Origin of the sequence: Roseburia hominis (assembly GCA_040702975.1) — a bacterium.
Classification (GTDB): domain Bacteria; phylum Bacillota; class Clostridia; order Lachnospirales; family Lachnospiraceae; genus Allocoprococcus; species Allocoprococcus hominis_A.
On sequence record CP159990.1, the window covers coordinates 2,262,982 to 2,281,449 of the forward strand.

The 18,468-nt window shown below is 44.6% G+C and carries 9 protein-coding genes; 7 read left to right on the forward strand and 2 right to left on the reverse strand.

Features of this window, described 5'->3' with window-relative positions:
- The first annotated feature begins 469 nt into the window (after positions 1 to 469).
- The 7 genes from ABXS75_10510 to ABXS75_10540 all read left to right on the forward strand — a co-directional run bounded on the left by ABXS75_10510 (position 470) and on the right by ABXS75_10540 (position 16,022).
- Positions 470 to 3,070: an ATP-binding protein gene (locus tag ABXS75_10510; GenBank protein XCP83515.1), complete on the forward strand. Its 2,601-nt coding sequence runs from the start codon at positions 470 to 472 to the stop codon at positions 3,068 to 3,070.
- A gap of 92 nt (positions 3,071 to 3,162) precedes the next feature.
- The gene (locus ABXS75_10515) at positions 3,163 to 4,674 is read left to right on the forward strand and encodes a cellulase family glycosylhydrolase (GenBank protein ID XCP83516.1); all 1,512 of its coding nucleotides are present in this window, start codon (positions 3,163 to 3,165) and stop codon (positions 4,672 to 4,674) included.
- A 120-nt stretch (positions 4,675 to 4,794) separates the two neighbouring features.
- The gene (locus ABXS75_10520; protein XCP83517.1) at positions 4,795 to 8,334 is read left to right on the forward strand and encodes a response regulator; all 3,540 of its coding nucleotides are present in this window, start codon (positions 4,795 to 4,797) and stop codon (positions 8,332 to 8,334) included.
- Positions 8,335 to 8,455: 121 nt separating this feature from the next.
- Positions 8,456 to 10,525 carry a diguanylate cyclase gene (locus ABXS75_10525; GenBank protein XCP87136.1) on the forward strand — a complete coding sequence of 690 codons (2,070 nt, stop codon included), beginning with the start codon at positions 8,456 to 8,458 and terminating at the stop codon, positions 10,523 to 10,525.
- A 14-nt stretch (positions 10,526 to 10,539) separates the two neighbouring features.
- Positions 10,540 to 10,905 (forward strand): Hpt domain-containing protein, encoded by a 366-nt coding sequence (locus tag ABXS75_10530; GenBank protein ID XCP83518.1) that lies wholly within the window; start codon positions 10,540 to 10,542, stop codon positions 10,903 to 10,905.
- Position 10,906: 1 nt separating this feature from the next.
- Positions 10,907 to 13,510, forward strand: a complete 2,604-nt coding sequence (locus tag ABXS75_10535; GenBank protein ID XCP83519.1) for a response regulator — start codon at positions 10,907 to 10,909, stop codon at positions 13,508 to 13,510.
- A 37-nt stretch (positions 13,511 to 13,547) separates the two neighbouring features.
- Entirely contained in the window at positions 13,548 to 16,022 is a 2,475-nt protein-coding gene (locus tag ABXS75_10540; protein XCP83520.1) for a GGDEF domain-containing phosphodiesterase, read from the forward strand.
- A 469-nt stretch (positions 16,023 to 16,491) separates the two neighbouring features.
- Here the strand turns inward: ABXS75_10540 and ABXS75_10545 are convergent, their stop codons facing one another.
- Positions 16,492 to 17,706 carry an IS256 family transposase gene (locus ABXS75_10545; GenBank protein ID XCP83521.1) on the reverse strand — a complete coding sequence of 405 codons (1,215 nt, stop codon included), beginning with the start codon at positions 17,704 to 17,706 and terminating at the stop codon, positions 16,492 to 16,494.
- 105 nt (positions 17,707 to 17,811) lie between these two features.
- Positions 17,812 to 18,249: a helix-turn-helix transcriptional regulator gene (locus ABXS75_10550; protein XCP83522.1), complete on the reverse strand. Its 438-nt coding sequence runs from the start codon at positions 18,247 to 18,249 to the stop codon at positions 17,812 to 17,814.
- Positions 18,250 to 18,468 lie beyond the last annotated feature (219 nt).

Sequence of the window (18,468 nt, forward strand, 5' to 3'; positions counted from 1 at the left end):
CAACATCAATTTTTGTACAAAACAACCAAAGTAGAATCACGATGTAACTCGGAGGGAGGTTTGTTTCCCTTCCATTATCTTACAGAAAATAACCGCTTCCCAGTCTATGTTTCTTCCTCCCAGCGGTATTGGGGGAAGAAGTAAAAGTGGCAAGGTGCGAAGAAAGTTGTGCCTTGTCTTTTTCATAGGAGGACCATTTTGTAAGGCATATAATACTCAATATTTTTTGAAAAAATGCCGTTTTTTTGTTGACGTTCGGAAACGATAATAATAAAATCAATATAGAGAAAAATAAATGGGGGGATAGAAGATGTATCACTGTCAGCTTCATATTAATCTAATAGGACAACCATGCAGAACCTTTGAAATTATCAAAGAACTGCCTCCCGTGGAACATTTTATACATATTTTTCAGGATGGAAAGCCAGATGTTGTTTTTGCAAATTTGCAGGGAGCAGATGCCGGGGACATGATGAGAAAGGTAATATCTGATCTTCCGAAGGAAACAGAACTGATCATCCTCGCGCAGCAGGAGCAGAAGGATGAAATCCTCGAATATCTGCCGGCTGTTTCTGACCTGTGGACACTGCCTATGCAGGAGGAGGAATTGAAGTACCGCATACTGAAATGGCAGATGGCGTGCAAAAAGGCCAGAGAGGAATGGGAGATGAGCCAGTTCTTAGAAGCAGCAATTAACGGGATGCCGCATCTGGTCTGGTTTAAAGATAAGGATGGGATTCATCAGAAGGTGAATGACAGCTTCTGCAGAACCGTGAATAAGCCAAAAAAACTGGTAGAAGGCCGGGATCACTATTTCATCTGGGATGTGGATCCGAATGACCCGGGAAATGAGGGGCATGACTGCGCAGATTCGGAGCGAGAGGTATTCGAGACGAGACAGATGTGCATATCGGAGGAGATGGTAAAAACGGGGGAAGGCATGAAGCTTCTTACCACCTATAAATCTCCGCTGTATGATCTGGACGGAAGTGTTATGGGGACAGTTGGGATTGGAGTTGACATTACCCAGGAGAGGGCATACGAACATGAGCTTGTAAAAAAGAACCGAACGCTGGAAACGATTTTTTCTTATATTGATTGTGGAGTGCTCTGCCATTCCCTGGATGGAAACCGTCTGATTCGTGTGAACCAGGCAGCCCTGCGGATTCTGGGCTATGAGACACAGGAAGAGATGGAGGAAGATGGATTCCATATGGTGGCACAATCCGTGATGGATGAGGATAAACCTAAGATACGGGCATGTATCCAGGAACTGAAGAATGTAGGAGATAGTGTCAGTATTGAGTACAGGGTGGAGCATCCGAACGGTGAGATCATTCATGTTATGGGAAATGTAAAGCTGCTCAGAGAAAACGGTGAGTTGTACTATCAGAGATTCCTTCTTGACTGTACCAGCCAAAAGCAGGAGGAGAAGAAGAACAGACACAGGCAGATGGAATTGATGCGGGCGCTGAGCGTGGATTATAATCTGGTCTGTTATTTTGACCTTGATACGGAGATGGGGATGCTGCTGCGGGTAAAGGACGACAGCCAGAGCTTTGCGGAGGCGTTCTCCGGTGACCTGATCTTTGATGACTGCATGGAAAACTATATTAGCCGGTATGTAGTGGAAGAGGATCGGAAGATTTTGCGAGAGACGATTCGCCCTGAGAGAATCAAAAAAGAATTGTCCGGGAAAAAACTATTTTGTATGAACTACCGGGCTATTTCTGGAAACGATATCGATTACTATGAGATGAAAGTCGTGCGTACCGGATCATGGAAGGATGGGAAACGGATCGTTATTGGTTTCAGGAGCGTGGATGAACAGATACGCCGCGAGATGGAGCAGAAAGAGCTGCTGGAGGATGCGCTGGTGCAGGTAAACCGGGCGAGCCAGGCAAAGGGAATCTTTCTTTCCAACATGTCGCATGATATCCGGACTCCGATGAACGCGATTATGGGCTTTACCAATCTGGCATCGGTCCATCTGGATGACCAGGGCAGGGTGAAGGAGTATCTTGAGAAAATTCAGGTTTCCGGGAATTATCTGCTGAGCCTGATTAACAACGTACTGGATATGAGCCAGATAGAGAGTGGAAATATGTGTCTGGAGGAGACTCTCTGCAGCCTTCCGGAGATTCTTAAGAACCTGAATGACATGATGCAGATTGAGGCAGAGAAAAAGCTCCTTCAGCTCAGAATGCATCTGACGGGTGTAGATGATAAGAGGATTTACTGTGACAGAATGAGGCTGAGCCAGATTCTCTTGAATGTGGTAGAGAATTCACTCAAGTATACGAGGCCGGGAGGCAGGATTGATCTGGATGTCGTGCGGCAGAAGGGTACTGCGCCGGGATTTGTTAATTATGATTTTTGTGTGAAAGACAGTGGAATCGGCATGAGCCCTGAGTTCCTGGAGCATGTGTTCGATCTCTTTGAAAGAGAAAAGAACACTACAATCAGCGGAGTCGGGGGAACCGGGTTGGGATTGGCTCTCACCAAAAGCCTTGTGGAAATGATGAATGGAAAAATCGAGGTAGAAAGTGAGCCGGAGCATGGAACAACGGTGCGGATTTCTTTAACCTTCCGTGTTGAAAAAGAGGAGGATGAAATTTGGAAGGAGAGCGTGGAAAAACAGGAGGAAAGTGAGCATTATGCAGGCAGAATCCTGTTGGTGGAGGATAATGAACTGAACATGGAAATTGCCCAGACGATTCTGGAGGATGTCGGATTTGAGACGGAATCGGCAGAGAACGGGCAGATTGCAGTGGATATGGTGAAGCGGTCTCCTCGCGGCTATTATGAACTTGTTCTCATGGACATCCAGATGCCGGTGATGAATGGATATGAGGCCGCAAAAGCCATCCGCAGTCTGGAAGATCCTGAGCTTGCCTCAATTCCGATTATTGCCATGACAGCTAATGCTTTTGAGGAGGACCGGGAAAAGGCCCTCAGAAGTGGTATGGATGACCACCTTGCCAAGCCCATTGACGTAAAGCTGTTACTGGAAATGATGGATCTTGTAAGGAAAAAGAAAGGTAGTAAATTTTACAATGAAAATAAATGAACCCGTAGACGAGAGCCTGCGGGTTTCCCCGTCATCTTTATATGTGGGGATTTGTTGGGAAAATACTAAAAATGATTTGGAAGGATGTTTTTATGAAAAGGTACAAAAGATGCATTGCTGTTTTTTTATGTATATGTTTGGCAGCTGTCTGCCTGTCTGCCTGTAAGAAGGAGACAAAGTCAAAGCAGCCGGAAAGCGTAAAAAAAGGGGAAAGTAAAGAGGAGGTTCCAGAGAAAAAAGAACAAGATTCTGAGGAAGGAGAGGAAAAGCAGGAAGAAAAATCGGAAATACCATCACCTTCTGTCTGTGGTAAGCTCTCCGTAAAAGGTACGAAGCTTGTGGACGAAAAGGGCGAGGCTGTGCAGCTCAGAGGATTAAGTACCCATGGGCTGGCGAGTTTCCCTCAGTATGTGAATGAAGAGCTTTTTTGCCAGTTCCGTCAGGAGTGGAAGGCGAATGTGATTCGCCTTGCGATGTATACAGCGGAATATGGCGGTTACTGTACAGATGGTGACAAAGAGTATTTGAAGAAGCTGGTTCGAAGCGGTGTGGAATATGCCACCAACCAGGATATGTATGTCATTGTTGACTGGCATATTTTGATGGACCAGAATCCCAACCTATACAAAGGTGAGGCCATGGAATTCTTTAAGCAGATGTCAAAAGAATTCGCCGGCCACAATAATGTGATTTATGAAATCTGTAATGAACCAAACGGAGGCACTTCCTGGTCGGAAGTAAAATCCTACGCCCAGGAAGTCATACCGATCATTCGTGCCAATGATCCGGATGCGGTGATTCTTGTGGGAACGCCCAATTGGTCACAGTTTGTCAATGAAGCAGCGGCAGATCCCATTACCGGCTATGATAACATTATGTACACGCTCCATTTTTACGCGGCAACGCACACGGAGGCTCTGCGGAATACCATGACGGCGGCTATTGATGCAGGTCTTCCGGTATTTGTGTCGGAGTACGGAATCTGTGATGCCAGCGGCAACGGTGCAATTGACGAGGCGCAGGCTGACGCATGGGTACAGGTAATGGATCAGTATCAGGTCAGCTATGTGGCCTGGAACATCTCCAATAAGAATGAAACATCGGCGATTTTTAAGAGCACGGTGGAAAAGACATCCGGGTTTACCGGGGAGGATTTAAGCGATTCCGGCAAATGGCTGTATCGGATGCTGACCAGAGATGACAGTGGATTGTCCGGCAAGGAAGGTACTGATGACCAGGAGGGCTCAGACAAGGGAAATGCTTCGAAGACGGAGAACAGTTCGTCACAGAGCAATGTGATAAAAAATGGAACTATTGAGGCTATGGCTAAACTGGCCAACAGCTGGGAGGCCAATGGCCAGCAGTTCTATCAGTATGAACTGACAGTAAAAAATACTTCGGATCAGCCGTGCAGGAACTGGGAGGTGGACGTGAAGTTCAGCAGTGATATTTCCTTGTCTGACAGTTGGAATGGGCAGTATATTGTGAAAGGCGATGTGCTTCACATTTCCTCGGTAGATTATAACGGGAATCTTGCAGCGGGTGGCAGCACGGGCGATGTGGGCTTTATCGTCAGCGGTGCGGCAGGACTTAAGCTCCAATAGAAGCCGGCAAAAAAATGATTCTTTGCAAAGTGGAGATTCATTTATAGATTTTATATGAGAATTGTGGTAGGATATAATAAGGAATATATAGTGAGTATTTTATAAGTTTGGAGAGAGGACATGAAGTCAAAGGATTATGAGCTGGTTTTAGATGCTCTTGATACAACTGCCATTTATGTGATCAGTGAAGAGCGCCATGAAATCTTATATTATAATCAAAGAGTGAAAAATGTGGCCCCTAACGTTGAAAAAGGGATGGTCTGTCACAAACTGTGGGCCGGCAAATGTGATAACTGCCCCTTGAATGGAATTGGGGACAAGAAGAAGAATTCTGTTACAAATTATAACGATCCTTTTGGAAAAGCAGTAGATATTGTGGCGAACAGGATTCTGTGGAAGGATACGATTCCGGCTTTTGTGATTTCAATCACCCCGCATCAGGAGTCGGCCAGCTATTCTTATCATAAGATATTCAAAGGAAATCTAACATTGGACAGATATGAGGTAGTCAAGGTTCCGGTGGAGGAGAGGAATACCTCTCTTTATAAGACGGTCAGGATATCGGAGTGGTTTGGACTGCTCGAAAATGGCGGATATATACATACGGAAGATGTAGAAAGATTTCGGGAATTCGTCCAGTTATCTCATCTGAGGGAGGAGTTGCGCGCGGGGAAGAATATGCTTTCATGTAATTACCGGCGCAGATCGGGAAAGGAATATCGGTGGAATACTCTGGAAGTGCTGCCGGATGCGGAGTATTCGGATAAGAACCAGTCTGTGATGATCTATGTAAAAGATGTACAGGATATGTATAAAGAAGGACTGGGATATGAAGAACTGAATCTGAAAAATGAGGCTATACTTAAAACTCTTGGTGAAGAGAATTTTGGAATCTATCTCATTGATCTGAATGAGGATAGGGTATCTTCTGTGCGTGTGGCAGCAGAAGACGAAGAACTGGTGGGTGGCAGAAGAAAAAACTGGGATAAAGTGATGGAGGCTCTGCTGGAAAATCGATATCACCCGAATTATTGGAACAGATTCCGCAGCTTTTTTGCAAGGGAAGTATTATTAAAGAGTGCAAGGGAAGGGAAAAAGAAACTGGAGCTTGTGGCAGAGCGCAGAATAGGGGGTGCGTACCACTATATAAGTGCTACCGCGTATTTTTACAATTATGGAAGAGAAAAGAGCTATGCGGTCATGGCGTTCCAGGATGTTGATGCGCGTATCCGAAGCGAGATCGAGCGTGCCCAGAATGATAGAAGGATGGCAGCGATCATTCAGTCGAGATACGGGGTCATGAATACCCTGCATCTGTCGTCGGGAATATGTGAAAGAGTTTACCTGCATGGTTCGGATCGGGTTGGCAAAATAGAGAGAGGCGAGTATGCCAGATATATTGAAAGAGCAGTCGAAGAATATGTCAGAGATGAGGACAGGGAAAGGTTTCTTTTGGCATTTTCTCTGGAAAATTTGCGCAGAAAGGCAGAAGAGGTCAAGGAGTTTGAAGAAATCATCTTTGAGTATCAGCAAAAAAAAGCACCGTACCCGTGGCTGGAGGAACATATTTTCTTTATACGCCAGGAAACGGGTGTGTCTGTAAATATTCTCGGCAGAGATATCACATTGAAAAAGCAACGGGAAGAAAAGGTAACAAGAGAGGCGAGAGAAAAGGCCTATATCATCAACAGTCTGAGCAGCATGTTTTTTGCGACCTATTATGTTGATCTGCAAAATTGTACTTTTCAGGCAGTTGTCCAGAGGGACGATGTGAAACAGATGCTTGGAGAGCAGTGGAATTATACAGAAGGAATGGAACAGTATGCCGACCGGTTCATTCACCCGGACGATCGGGAAGAGTATAAGGAAAAATTGGGATATAGCAGGCTGTTGAAGGAATTAAGTCCGGAGCATCCGAGTGTGGCATTTGAGTATCGGAAAGCTGAGAAATTAAATGGAAAAACGCAGTGGACACGCGCCAGTGTTGTGATAGCGGAGTGCGAGAACGGCAGACCGAAAACAGCCATATATGTAGCGCAGGATATCACGGAAAGTAAAGAGAAGGAAGAGCGCGACCGTAATGCATTGAAGGAGGCATGTGATGCTGCAAATCATGCCAATGCAGCAAAGAGTGAGTTCCTGTCAAGGATGAGCCATGATATAAGAACACCGATGAACGCGATCATTGGTATGACTGCGATTGCCGGGACCCATTTGGAGGACAGAGAAAAGGTTTCAGACTGTTTGGGTAAGATTACGATCGCAAGCAGACATTTGCTGTCACTCATCAATGAAGTTCTGGATATGAGTAAGATCGAGTCAGGTAAGATCGATCTTATGGAGGAAGAGTTCAGCCTTTCGGATCTGCTTGAAAGTATTCTGACGATGATTCATCCGTCCATGAAGGCGAAGGAACAGCATCTTGAGGCCCGGCTCTTTAAGGTAGAGCATGAAAATGTGGTTGGTGATGCGATCCGCCTGCAGCAGGTGTTTATGAACATCTTATCGAATGCTGTCAAATACACTCAGGTCGGAGGAAAAGTGGAGATTGAGATTACGGAGAAGCCCTCGAAGATATATGGCTATGGATGTTATGAATTTGTTTTTCAGGACAATGGAATCGGCATGTCCGAGGAGTATCAGAAAAAGATATTTGAACCATTTACCAGGGCAGAGGACTGCCGTGTCAGCAAGATTGAGGGAACAGGGCTTGGCATGACGATCGCACAGAATATCGTGCGGATGATGAGCGGAAGCATCAGTGTTGAAAGCAAGGAGAATGAAGGCTCCAGATTCACAGTGACCTTGTTCCTGAAGCAGCAGAGTTTAGAGAGCTTGGATGTCAGAGAATTGCAGCAGCTCCGTGTTCTTGTGGCGGACGATGACGAATGCTCCTGTGAGGCGGCCTGCAAGATATTGACGGATATCGGAATGTACGGGGAATGGGTGCTTTCCGGTGAGGAAGCAGTCGGAAGAACGAAGAAGGCCTGTGATGAGGGAAAAGAGTTCTTTGCGGTGATCCTGGACTGGAAGATGCCGGGAATGGACGGGATTGAGACTGCAAGAGCAATCCGTAAGCTCCTGGGAGAAGAGGTGCCCATCATTATCCTGTCAGCCTATGACTGGTCAGATGTGGAAGACGAAGCGAGAGAAGCTGGTGTGAACGGATTTATCTTAAAGCCATTGTTCAAATCACGGCTCGTCTATATGTTCAAGCAGTTTGTCGGAACGGCAGAGGGCAGGAAAGATGAGAAGGAAAAAGTCTATGCGGACAGGGATTATTCAAAGAAGAGAATCCTGCTAGTAGAGGACAATGAACTGAACCGTGAGATCGCCCAGGAGATTATCGGAGAGACAGGAGTTTCCATTGAGTGCGCTGTGAATGGTCAAGAGGCTGTGTGGATGTATGAAGACCACGAAGAGGAGTATTATGATCTCATCTTTATGGATATTCAGATGCCGGTGATGGACGGATATACGGCTGCCCGGATGATCAGGTGTTCCAATAAGGGTGATGCAGCCCGTATTCCGATCATTGCCATGACGGCCAATGCTTTTTCGGAGGATATTACACAGAGCAGACGATCCGGGATGAATGAGCATATCACGAAGCCGCTCGACATTGGAGAACTGATGCGGTGTATGGATAAGTGGCTGTAAAAATGAGTTTGAGAGAAGCCGCAGTATCCTTGGTTTTTCTGTTGAAATAGATGAATTTATATAGTAGAATAAAAATGTTGTTTAGATCGTTACTACCCTTTACGGAAGGAAGTGTTTTGTTATTAACCGGGATGATTTACAAAAACAGAAAATTTTGATCGTGGACGATTCGGAAATGAATCGTTCGATTTTAGCAGATATTCTGGGAGAGGAATATGAGATTCTGGAAGCGGAGGATGGAGTCCAGGCAATTTCCATGCTTCAGAAGCATGCTATAGAGATTTCTGCCGTATTGCTTGATATTGTAATGCCACATATGGATGGCTTTGAAGTACTGAAGGTGATGAATCAGAGGCACTGGATCGATGATATCCCTGTTATCATGATTTCTGCCGAGAACAGCTCCAAGCAGGTCGAGCAGGCGTATGAACTGGGAGTTACGGATTTTATTATACGGCCTTTTGATGCACTTGTTGTCCATCGCCGGGTGGTCAATACTGTGCTGCTCTACACAAAACAGAAGAGACTGCTCGCAATCGTAGCAGCTCAGATAGATGAGAAGGAGTACCGTAACAGTTTGATGGTCGATATTCTCAGCCATCTTGTAGAATTTCGAAATGGAGAGAGCAGCCAGCACATTCTCAATGTACGTACTTTGACGGAGGTACTTTTGCGGCAATTGCAGAAAAGGACGGATCGTTACCAGTTGACTCAGGCAGACATCTCCAGTATCAATACAGCCGCTGCACTTCATGATATCGGAAAAATTGCGATTGACGAGAAAATTCTTAACAAACCTGGCAGGTTAACTAAAGAAGAATTTGAAGTGATGAAGACGCACGCGCTGACGGGGGCAGAGATGCTGGGGAATCTGCCGGCCTATCAGAATGAGCCATTGGTCAAATTCGCCTATGAGATTTGTCGGTGGCATCACGAAAGATACGACGGAAAGGGGTACCCGGACGGGCTGGTAGGAGAAGAAATTCCCATTTCGGCCCAGGTGGTGGCTCTTGCGGATGTGTATGATGCATTGACAAGCAAACGATGCTATAAAGAGGCGTTTCCCCATGCACAGGCAATCCAGATGATCCTGAATGGGGAGTGCGGGACCTTCAACCCATTGCTTCTGGAGTGTCTGCAGAGTGTGGAGGGCAACCTGGAAAATGAGCTTATAAATGCTCAGGGAAGAGGAAGACAGATCGTGCGGTGCAACCTGATGAGGGAGATGCTCCATGGCGAGAAGCTGTTTGCCTCAGAGCGGTCCGTACATTTGTTATATCAGGAGCGGATGAAGTACAATTTCTTTTCTGCGATGACAGAAGAAATACAGTTTGAATATACGCTGGCTTCGGATATGCTCAATCTGTCCAGCTGGGGAGCATCAAAGCTTGGGCTGAGTGAGGATATTATAGATCCGATTCATGATGAAAACGTGACACGAGTCCTGGGAGAAAATGTATGGCGTAACCTTTTAGAAAAATTACTTGCCACGACTCCTGAGCAGCCACTGATCAACTATGAATGCCCGATTCGTATTGGCGGAGAGTCACGCTGGTACCGGATTATTTCACAGGCAATTTGGTCGGGAGACGATCCGCCACAGTGTACCGGTGCCATTGGAAAAGCTGTTGATATTCATGACTCTCGAATCAAGATGGAGGAACTGGAGAAGAGAGCGGCTCATGATGCACTCACGGGTCTTCTTAATCTTACCAGCGCCAAGGAAATGATTCAAAAAAAGATTTCGCGAAATCCGGGCGGAAAGTTTGCACTTGCAATTTTTGATTTAGATGAATTTAAAATGGTCAACGATACATATGGACATGCATTTGGAAATCAGGTCCTGCAATATATGGCGGACAAACTGCACCATACGATTCGCGGTGAGGATATTATTGCGCGGGTCGGCGGCGATGAATTTATGATTTTTCTGGAATACGAGATGAAGATTGAGGCGGTGATCAAGCGGCTTTTCAATGCTCTTACCGGGAATTACGAAAGTATTTCTATTTCTGTCAGTATGGGTGTCGCTAAAAGTGATGTGGTGGGAAAGGAATATGATGCATTGTTCCATGCCGCTGACCAGGCACTCTACTCTGCAAAACGGACAGGGCGTGGCCAGTATGTGTTTTATGACGAATCAATGAAGGGGATGCTTTCGGTCATCTCTGTTGCAGAAAGTGATGCATAAAGGAGGAAATACAGATGACTTTACAGGAATGTTATAATGCCATAGGCGGTAATTATGCGGAGGTGTTCGCGCGGTTACATAGTGAACGGCTGGTGCGCAAATTTGTTCTGAAATTTTTAGATGATAAAAGTTATGAGCTTCTCTGTGTTTCGATGGCAGAGAAAGACTATGATGAGGCATTTCGGGCAGCACATACAATAAAGGGTGTGTGTCAGAATCTTGGTTTTGACCGGTTGCTGGAGTCAAGCAGCAAGTTATCTGATGCGCTGCGCCATGGCTGGACTCCGGAGGCTGATGTTCTCGTTGAGCAGGTGAAAGAGGATTATTGTGTTACGACTGCTGCAATTCGGGAATATGAAAAAGAATGCGAGGAACATTAATATGCAGAAGCGGAATAAGACTATGCGTTATTTGACGCTTAGTTTGATTGGTGTCAGTATTTCCTGTGTTTGCGTTTTTTGTTTTCTGGTAAAGTATATGAACCGGCAGAGTGAGAATACCATTAATCAGTTGGGAAACGTCTATATGGCCAGTATCAATGAGAGAATTTCCAAGCATTTTGAGACGATGATCGATCTGCGCCTGACACAGCTGGAAACGTTGGTGGAGACGATCCCGTCAAATACAAATAGTGATTCCGACAGCAAAGAATTGAGAGAGTGGCTGGAATACAGTGCTAAAGCCCGCGGTTTTGAGTCCCTGGCGTACTATTTTGAAGACGGAAGCTTTGAAATGCTCTACGGAGAGCAGGTGCGGTCGCTGAACCCGGAACCATTCCAGGAAGCTATGCAGAATGGAGAACGGAAGGTATCCGTGGGAGTGGGCGAACAGGAAGAGAAAGTTGCTGTCATGGGAATTCCGTTTGACGTGGAGATGCAGGATGGAAGAGATTGCATTGCGTTGGTAGGAAAGCTGCCTATTGAATATCTTTCGAGTACGCTTTCTCTGGGGGACAGAGATACCATGGTGTATTCTTTCGTTATCCGCAAAGATGGAAGTTTTGTTGTCAGCAGCTATGACAGTGTCCGGGACAATTATTTCGATCGCATCCGCGCCCTTTATGAGGAGGTAGATGGAAAAGGGGCAGAGCAGTTGATCGTGGAACTACAGGAAGCGATGGAAAGTAACAAAGACTATGCATCTATGGTACAATTGTATGGGGAACGGCGTCAGCTCTATTGTTCAAAGATGCCGATGTCAGAATGGTATCTGGTAACGGTGATGCCGTATGGAACCCTGAATCGCACGATTGAGGATATGGGAGGCAGATCTCTAAAAGTTTTTGTGGTAAGCTGTGCTGTGATTCTGCTCGTATTGCTTTTTGTTTTTCAGAGATATTTCAAATTAAACCGGGATCAGATGCTGGAACTGGAAAGGGCCCGGCAACAGGCAGAGGAGGCCAACCGGTCCAAGGGAGAATTTCTTTCTAATATGAGCCATGACATCCGTACGCCGATGAATGCAATCGTGGGCATGAATGCCATTGCCATGGCAAATATTAATGATACCAAGCGGGTACAGGATTGCCTGAAAAAGATTGGCCTCTCCAGCAGACATTTGTTGGGGCTTATCAATGATGTGCTGGATATGTCAAAAATCGAGAGCGGTAAGATGACACTAAATGTGGAGTTGGTGTCTCTGCGCGAAGCCATGGATAGTATTGTCAGTATTATACAGCCGCAGGTCAAAGAGAAACAGCAGAAATTCAATGTATTTATTTACGATATTTTTTCTGAGAATGTTCGATGTGACAGTGTAAGGCTTAATCAGGTTCTGTTAAATCTATTGTCAAACGCGGTAAAATTCACACCGGAGGGCGGTTCGATCGAAGTGTCCCTGCATGAAGTGGAATCCCCGAAAGGAGAAGGATTCGTCCGTATTCTGATGCGGGTGAAGGATGACGGTATCGGTATGTCGGAAGAATTCCAGGCACGTATTTTTGATTCCTTCAGCAGGGAGGACAGCAAGAGGGTACAAAAAACAGAAGGAACCGGCCTGGGAATGGCAATCACGAAATACATTGTGGATGCTATGGGCGGTGAAATTGAGGTGAAAAGCGCCCATGGCGAGGGTACGGAGTTCTGTGTGACTCTGGATTTTGAAAGAGCGGAGGAAATGGAGGACGATATGGTCCTGCCTGATTTTACGATGTTGGTGGTGGATGATGACCAGCAGCTCTGCGAAAGTACCGTAGCGTCCCTGAAATCGATTGGAGTTCGGACAGAGTGGGCTTTAGATGGCGAGACGGCCATTCAGATGGTGAATGAACATCATAAGAATCATTCGGATTATCACGTGATTCTTCTGGACTGGAAGCTGCCCGGTATGGATGGTATCCGAACAGCCCGGGAGTTGAGAAGACAGTTGGGGAATGACGTTCCTATTCTGTTGATCTCTGCCTATGATTGCAGTGAGATTGAGGCGGAAGCGCGTGCGGCGGGAATCAGTGGATTCTTGTCAAAACCACTGTTCAGATCCACCTTGTATTATGGATTGAAGCCTTATAGTGAGCCTGCTTCTGAACTGCCGCAACCGGAGAAGGTGGAAGTAGATTTCTCTGGCAGGCGTATTTTGCTTGCGGAGGATAATGAACTCAACTGGGAGATTGCAAATGAGCTGCTTCAGGATCTGGGACTGAAACTGGATTGGGCGGAAAACGGGCAGATCTGTGTGGATATGTTCAGTCAATCCGAGGTAGGCTTTTATGATGCCGTGCTGATGGATATCCGGATGCCGGTCATGAATGGGTATGAGGCGACGGATGTGATTCGCGGCATGGACCGCCCGGATGCGTCCCTTCCAATTATCGCTATGACGGCAGATGCGTTTTCCGAGGATATTCAAAGGTGTATGGAGCATGGCATGAATGCGCATATGTCAAAGCCGATTGATATGAAAGAGATTACCCGCATTTTGAGTAAATGTTTTTTCGGGGGGGGGCAGGAGTCCCGGCCGATAGATAGTGTAGAATGGAGAGAAGTCTGATATGCGTGGAATGCATGACAGGCAAGAGAGGAAAATCATGAGAGGGAAAAGAGAATGTGTCTGGAATCCGGAGGCTCTCCAGGATGACAGGCAACAGGATATTGCAGATATTATTTCTCATAATTTTTTGAAAATCTTGAAGGTTAATCTGACCACTGATACGCATCTGGATGTTCTGGTAGCGGCAGATGAACTTGAGGGAGAAAATGGATATGCAGATCGGTTCTCAGAATGGCTTGAAAGATTTGCCGGGACAGGATATGTAAGTGAGGAAGACAGGAACAATTACCTGTCTTTCTGTAATCTGAACCATTTGAGAAAGCGGTTCAAGACCGGAAGTAAATTCATAAGTTGTCATTACCGGAGAAAAGTAGACGGAGAGTTTCGCTGGGTATCCATGGAAGTGGTAGCCGGCAAGGAATACAGAGATGACAATCAGGTTGTTTTTCTGTATGTGAGAGATATCCATAGCGATTATCTGCAGCAGCTTAACTTTACTGTGCAAAAGACGGAAAACGCACTGAGTGTTATAAATCTGAACCTGACCGGCAATATGTACGGGGCAGGCTGCGGGGATTATGTAAATCTTGTCATGAATCGGACAAATGGTACTACAGATGACTATTTGAATTATCTGAGTAGCTTTATTCAGGGGGAGAAAGAAAAACAGGAGTTTCAGGAAATCTTTAACCGGGAGAATCTGATCCGTCTTTTTGAGAGAGGAGAGACACTCGTGACTTTCCTGGCAACTTTCATGCTGAAGGAGGAGACAAGAAGGACTCTGAAATTTACGGTGGCAATGGAGCAGAATAGTTTTTCTGGCGATGTAGAGGCAGTACTCTACACGATGGATGTGACCCGGGAATACCTGCGGAGCCATCTGATTCCGATGCTGTACCGGACGAATTTCCAGACAATCGGTGTGATCGATTTAAAGCGTGGGACAATCGCTTTGAATAAAGGGGAGCTAAAAGATATTTCCCAGCTGATTGATTCAGAAGAATCCTATGAGGAGGTAAGACGAAAGGTCAGCATAGAATATATCGCGCCTGTGGACCGGGAAGGTTATCTTTTGAAGACAACTACAGAGAATTTGAAGAAAAACCTTGCAGAAAATGACTACTATGCTTTCCCAATATATTATGAGGAAGATGGAGAGAAGCGAATCAAGAATTACCGCTATCGTTATCTGTCGAAGGAATTTGAATTGGTGATTGCCACGGTGGAGGATGTGACGACACTCGCCGAGAAGGATGCTCTGACTGGTGGACTGAATCAGCAGGGCTTCATCAGGAATGTAGAGTTATTGATGGAAAGGCAGGAGCTGAAAGACAAATATGCGATTTTGTGTCTGGATGTCAAAGGCTTTAAAGCGATCAATGAGCTTTTTGGAATTCTCGAAGGAAATGACCTTCTGAGGGCATTGTACAGAAGTCTGGAAAAATCTTTCCTGGAGCCTGAGATCGTGGCGAGAGTGGAGGCAGATCAGTATTTGTGTCTGGTGGAATGGGGAAAGCTGGATTTCGAGAAATTGGTATCCTGGTGTGAAAAGGATTTCTGCATCAAAGGAAAACCATTTCGTGTCTCGAAAAGATGCGGTATATATTTGATCCGGGAACATACGATGGCAGTAAGAAGTATGTGTGACCGGGCAAGGCTCGCGCTGTCTATTGCAAAAAGTGAGCGGAGTATCAAACCGTATATCATTTTCGATGATATGATGAATGCGGAATATGTTGACCGCTCTGAGATTTTGGGGCAGTTCGATAACAGCTTGAAAAACAGAGAATTCTGCATATATCTGCAGCCGGTCATGGATCCGGTGAGCGGGCAGATCTCGGCAGCGGAAGCACTTGTGCGCTGGAAGCATCCGGAAAAAGGGTTTATTTCGCCGCAGCATTTTATTCCGGCATTGGAGGGAAATGGTTATATTTCCCAGCTGGATCTGTATGTAGTGCATGAGGTAGAAAGATTCCAGCAGCAAAGGGCGGAGCAGGGACTTCCGGTTGTGCCAATCTCCGTCAATCTGTCCTGGATGGATTTTTATGATGAAGAGTTGGTATCGTGGCTTCACAATTATGCGGAATCCCAAAAAGATCAAAAGCATAGGATATATTTTGAGATTACAGAAACCTCCTATGCTGCAGTGGCGGAAAACAAAAGTCAGCTTTTGGAACAGATTCGGGAGTATGGCGTTGCATTTTCGCTTGACGACTTTGGAAGTGGGTATTCTTCGTTCAGCACTCTGCAGAACTATGATTTTGATATTCTGAAGATTGACATTGGCTTTGTGAGAAGAATCGAACAGTGTGATAAAACGAAGAGTATCATTGACTCTATCATTAAGATGGTACATCAGATGGATGCCAAAGTAGTGGCAGAGGGGGCAGAGACCTTGGAACAGGTAGAGTTTTTGAAAGAAAGAGGATGTGACTATGTTCAGGGATATTACTATTACAAACCAATGCCCATGGAGATATTTGCTGAGCTTCTGAATCAGCAGATGGCATAATGCAGCAACCTGCCAGATAATATCATTATAGAAAGTCTATCTGTTATAAATGGAAAAATCAATATGTGTATTTGAAACGATATATAAAACAGCAAGCCGAAAAGAATCGGCTTGCTGTTTTGCTGCAAAGATTTAAGAAATAGAGGGCGTAAAAAATCTTGTGTCTATAAAAAATGAATTTTTCTGATAAGAATTAGATATGTAATATTTTGCTGTCGAATTCATGCCTTTACTGTTGTCGAATTAGTTGTTCTATTTATAATATAACCATTTGGCAAGATTTTATACATCTTTTTTGATTTTTTGCATAGCAAACAAGGCATTGTGCTTATTGCTCTTTTGTGGGCTCTGCCCACACCCGACCTCTGGAATAAGATTGGGATTTTTTGGCAATAATACAAATGCCGACGGAATAAAGGAGAGGCGGGAATGGGGGCTTCAGGAGCGTTGCCATTCCTGCCTTTTCTATTTACAGATAATCGGTAAGCCTTTCTCCATATAAAACAATCAGCTGATTCAATACCTGATCCCAGTTCCGATATCTCTGTGTCCACTTCTTAACTACATTTTCACTGGCAAGATATAACATCTTTTCCAATGCCGTATCGCTCGGGAATACACTTTTAGTTTTCGTGACTTTCCGATACTGCCGATTCAATCCCTCTATAATATTCGTTGTGTACATGATCCGTCGGATATCATTTGAAAACTGGAAAAAGGAACTCAAATCTTCCCAGTTGTTTTCCCAGTTACTGATTGCATAGGGATATTTCTTTCCCCATTTTTCTTTAATGGCATCAAGCTCTGACAAAGCTGCTGCTTCAGTTGGGGCATTATATACTGCTTTGAAATCGGAGGAAAATTTTTTTAAATCATTATAGTTTACATATTTGAAGGAATTACGCAGCATATGGATGATACATCTCTGGATCTCTGCCTGAGGATAGACTGCCTGTATTGCTTCTTTAAATCCTGGCAACCCATCTACACAGAAAAAGAGAACATCTTTTACCCCACGATTTTTCAGATCATTCAGCATCCCCAGCCAGAACTTGCTGGTCTCATTGGCACCTACTGTAATGCTCAGGATATCTTTATAACCTTCCACAGTAACCCCAAGGACCACATAGGCAGCACGGCTTAAGATTCTTCCGTCTTCCCTGACCTTGTAATGGATGCAGTCCATAAAAACAAAAGGATAAACCGGATTCAGAGGGCGAGACTGCCATTCTTTGACCTGTGGGAGGATCTTATCAGTAATCTTGCTGACCATTTCTGCTGATAATTCAATTCCATAAAGATCCTGAAGCTGGTCATGAATATCACGTGTACTCATACCACGGGCATATAAAGAAATCACTTTTTCTTCAATCCCGGAAATGTCCCGTTGATATTTAGGAATCAGTTTTGGCTCAAACTCTCCATTGCGGTCTCTCGGGACATCAATTTGAAATTCACCATACTGACTTTTCAGGTTTTTCGTAGAATAACCATTTCTTTTATTGCCGGTGCTCAAATCCCCTTTATGATTTTTTTCATAACCGAGGGTTGCATCCAACTCAGCCTCCATAAGCTCCTGAAGGATGTCTTTGAAACTGTCTTTGAGAAGTGCATATACATCTGCAACGCTGTTGATGTTATTTTCTGAGATAATCTGTCGAATTTGTTCCTTTGCTACTGCCATAAAAATACTCCTTTTCGATAAGAATTGTCATATCTGAATTCTTACCAAAAAGGAGCCATTTTTTACCAAAAAACACAAACTATTTTACACTACCAAGAAATACAATTAGGTCGTCTGCTTTTCACTATTCCCAGTCTTTTTAAGAATCTGTATGACTCCTAGTATCTGCTGTTGTTCCTCTTGATTCATGCTCAATAATACGTCCTGCAATTCAGGGAGAATGTTTACCTGATTTGTGGCTTCTTTTTGAAGTCTATATAGAACAGACTTTTGTTGTTCCACATCCATCTTTGCCAATAACTGTTGTAATTCTGGTAAAATGGAGTTCCTCTCACTGGGAAGTCCCGTCAATTCGTCGATGGATACGTTCAATTTTTTTGCATAGCTGATCAATGCCTGGGCACTGCATTTGTTGCAGCCACGTTCCAATGCGGAGATATGGTTTTTTGTTAAACCGCAGGCTATTGCCATCTCCTGCTGTGTGATTTTGCCTTTTTCGCGAAACATCTGTAAACGCTGTCCTAAATTTGTCTCTTTATCCATAATATTCCTCGCTTATTTACTGATATTTTGATGTATTGTATCATTCACATTTTGCCAAATGACTTGCTTGAAGGTAAAGGATACAATATACTGGTATTTTTATATTATAACTATATTTCGTGACTTGTTTCAATAGAAAACAAAAAATAATGATTTATAATGATTTTTATCTTGACTTTGTAATTTCATGCGTGTATAATCTGCGTTACAAGTAACGGA

Excerpts from the sequence above, each read along its gene's own strand:
- ABXS75_10510 (XCP83515.1), top strand. The coding sequence starts at position 470 with ATGATGAGAAAGGTAATATCTGATCTTCCGAAGGAAACAGAACTGATC.
- ABXS75_10515 (XCP83516.1), top strand. The coding sequence starts at position 3,163 with ATGAAAAGGTACAAAAGATGCATTGCTGTTTTTTTATGTATATGTTTG.
- ABXS75_10520 (XCP83517.1), top strand. The coding sequence starts at position 4,795 with ATGAAGTCAAAGGATTATGAGCTGGTTTTAGATGCTCTTGATACAACT.
- ABXS75_10530 (XCP83518.1), top strand. The coding sequence starts at position 10,540 with ATGACTTTACAGGAATGTTATAATGCCATAGGCGGTAATTATGCGGAG.
- ABXS75_10535 (XCP83519.1), top strand. The coding sequence starts at position 10,907 with ATGCAGAAGCGGAATAAGACTATGCGTTATTTGACGCTTAGTTTGATT.
- ABXS75_10540 (XCP83520.1), top strand. The coding sequence starts at position 13,548 with ATGAGAGGGAAAAGAGAATGTGTCTGGAATCCGGAGGCTCTCCAGGAT.
- ABXS75_10545 (XCP83521.1), bottom strand. The coding sequence starts at position 17,706 with ATGGCAGTAGCAAAGGAACAAATTCGACAGATTATCTCAGAAAATAAC.
- ABXS75_10550 (XCP83522.1), bottom strand. The coding sequence starts at position 18,249 with ATGGATAAAGAGACAAATTTAGGACAGCGTTTACAGATGTTTCGCGAA.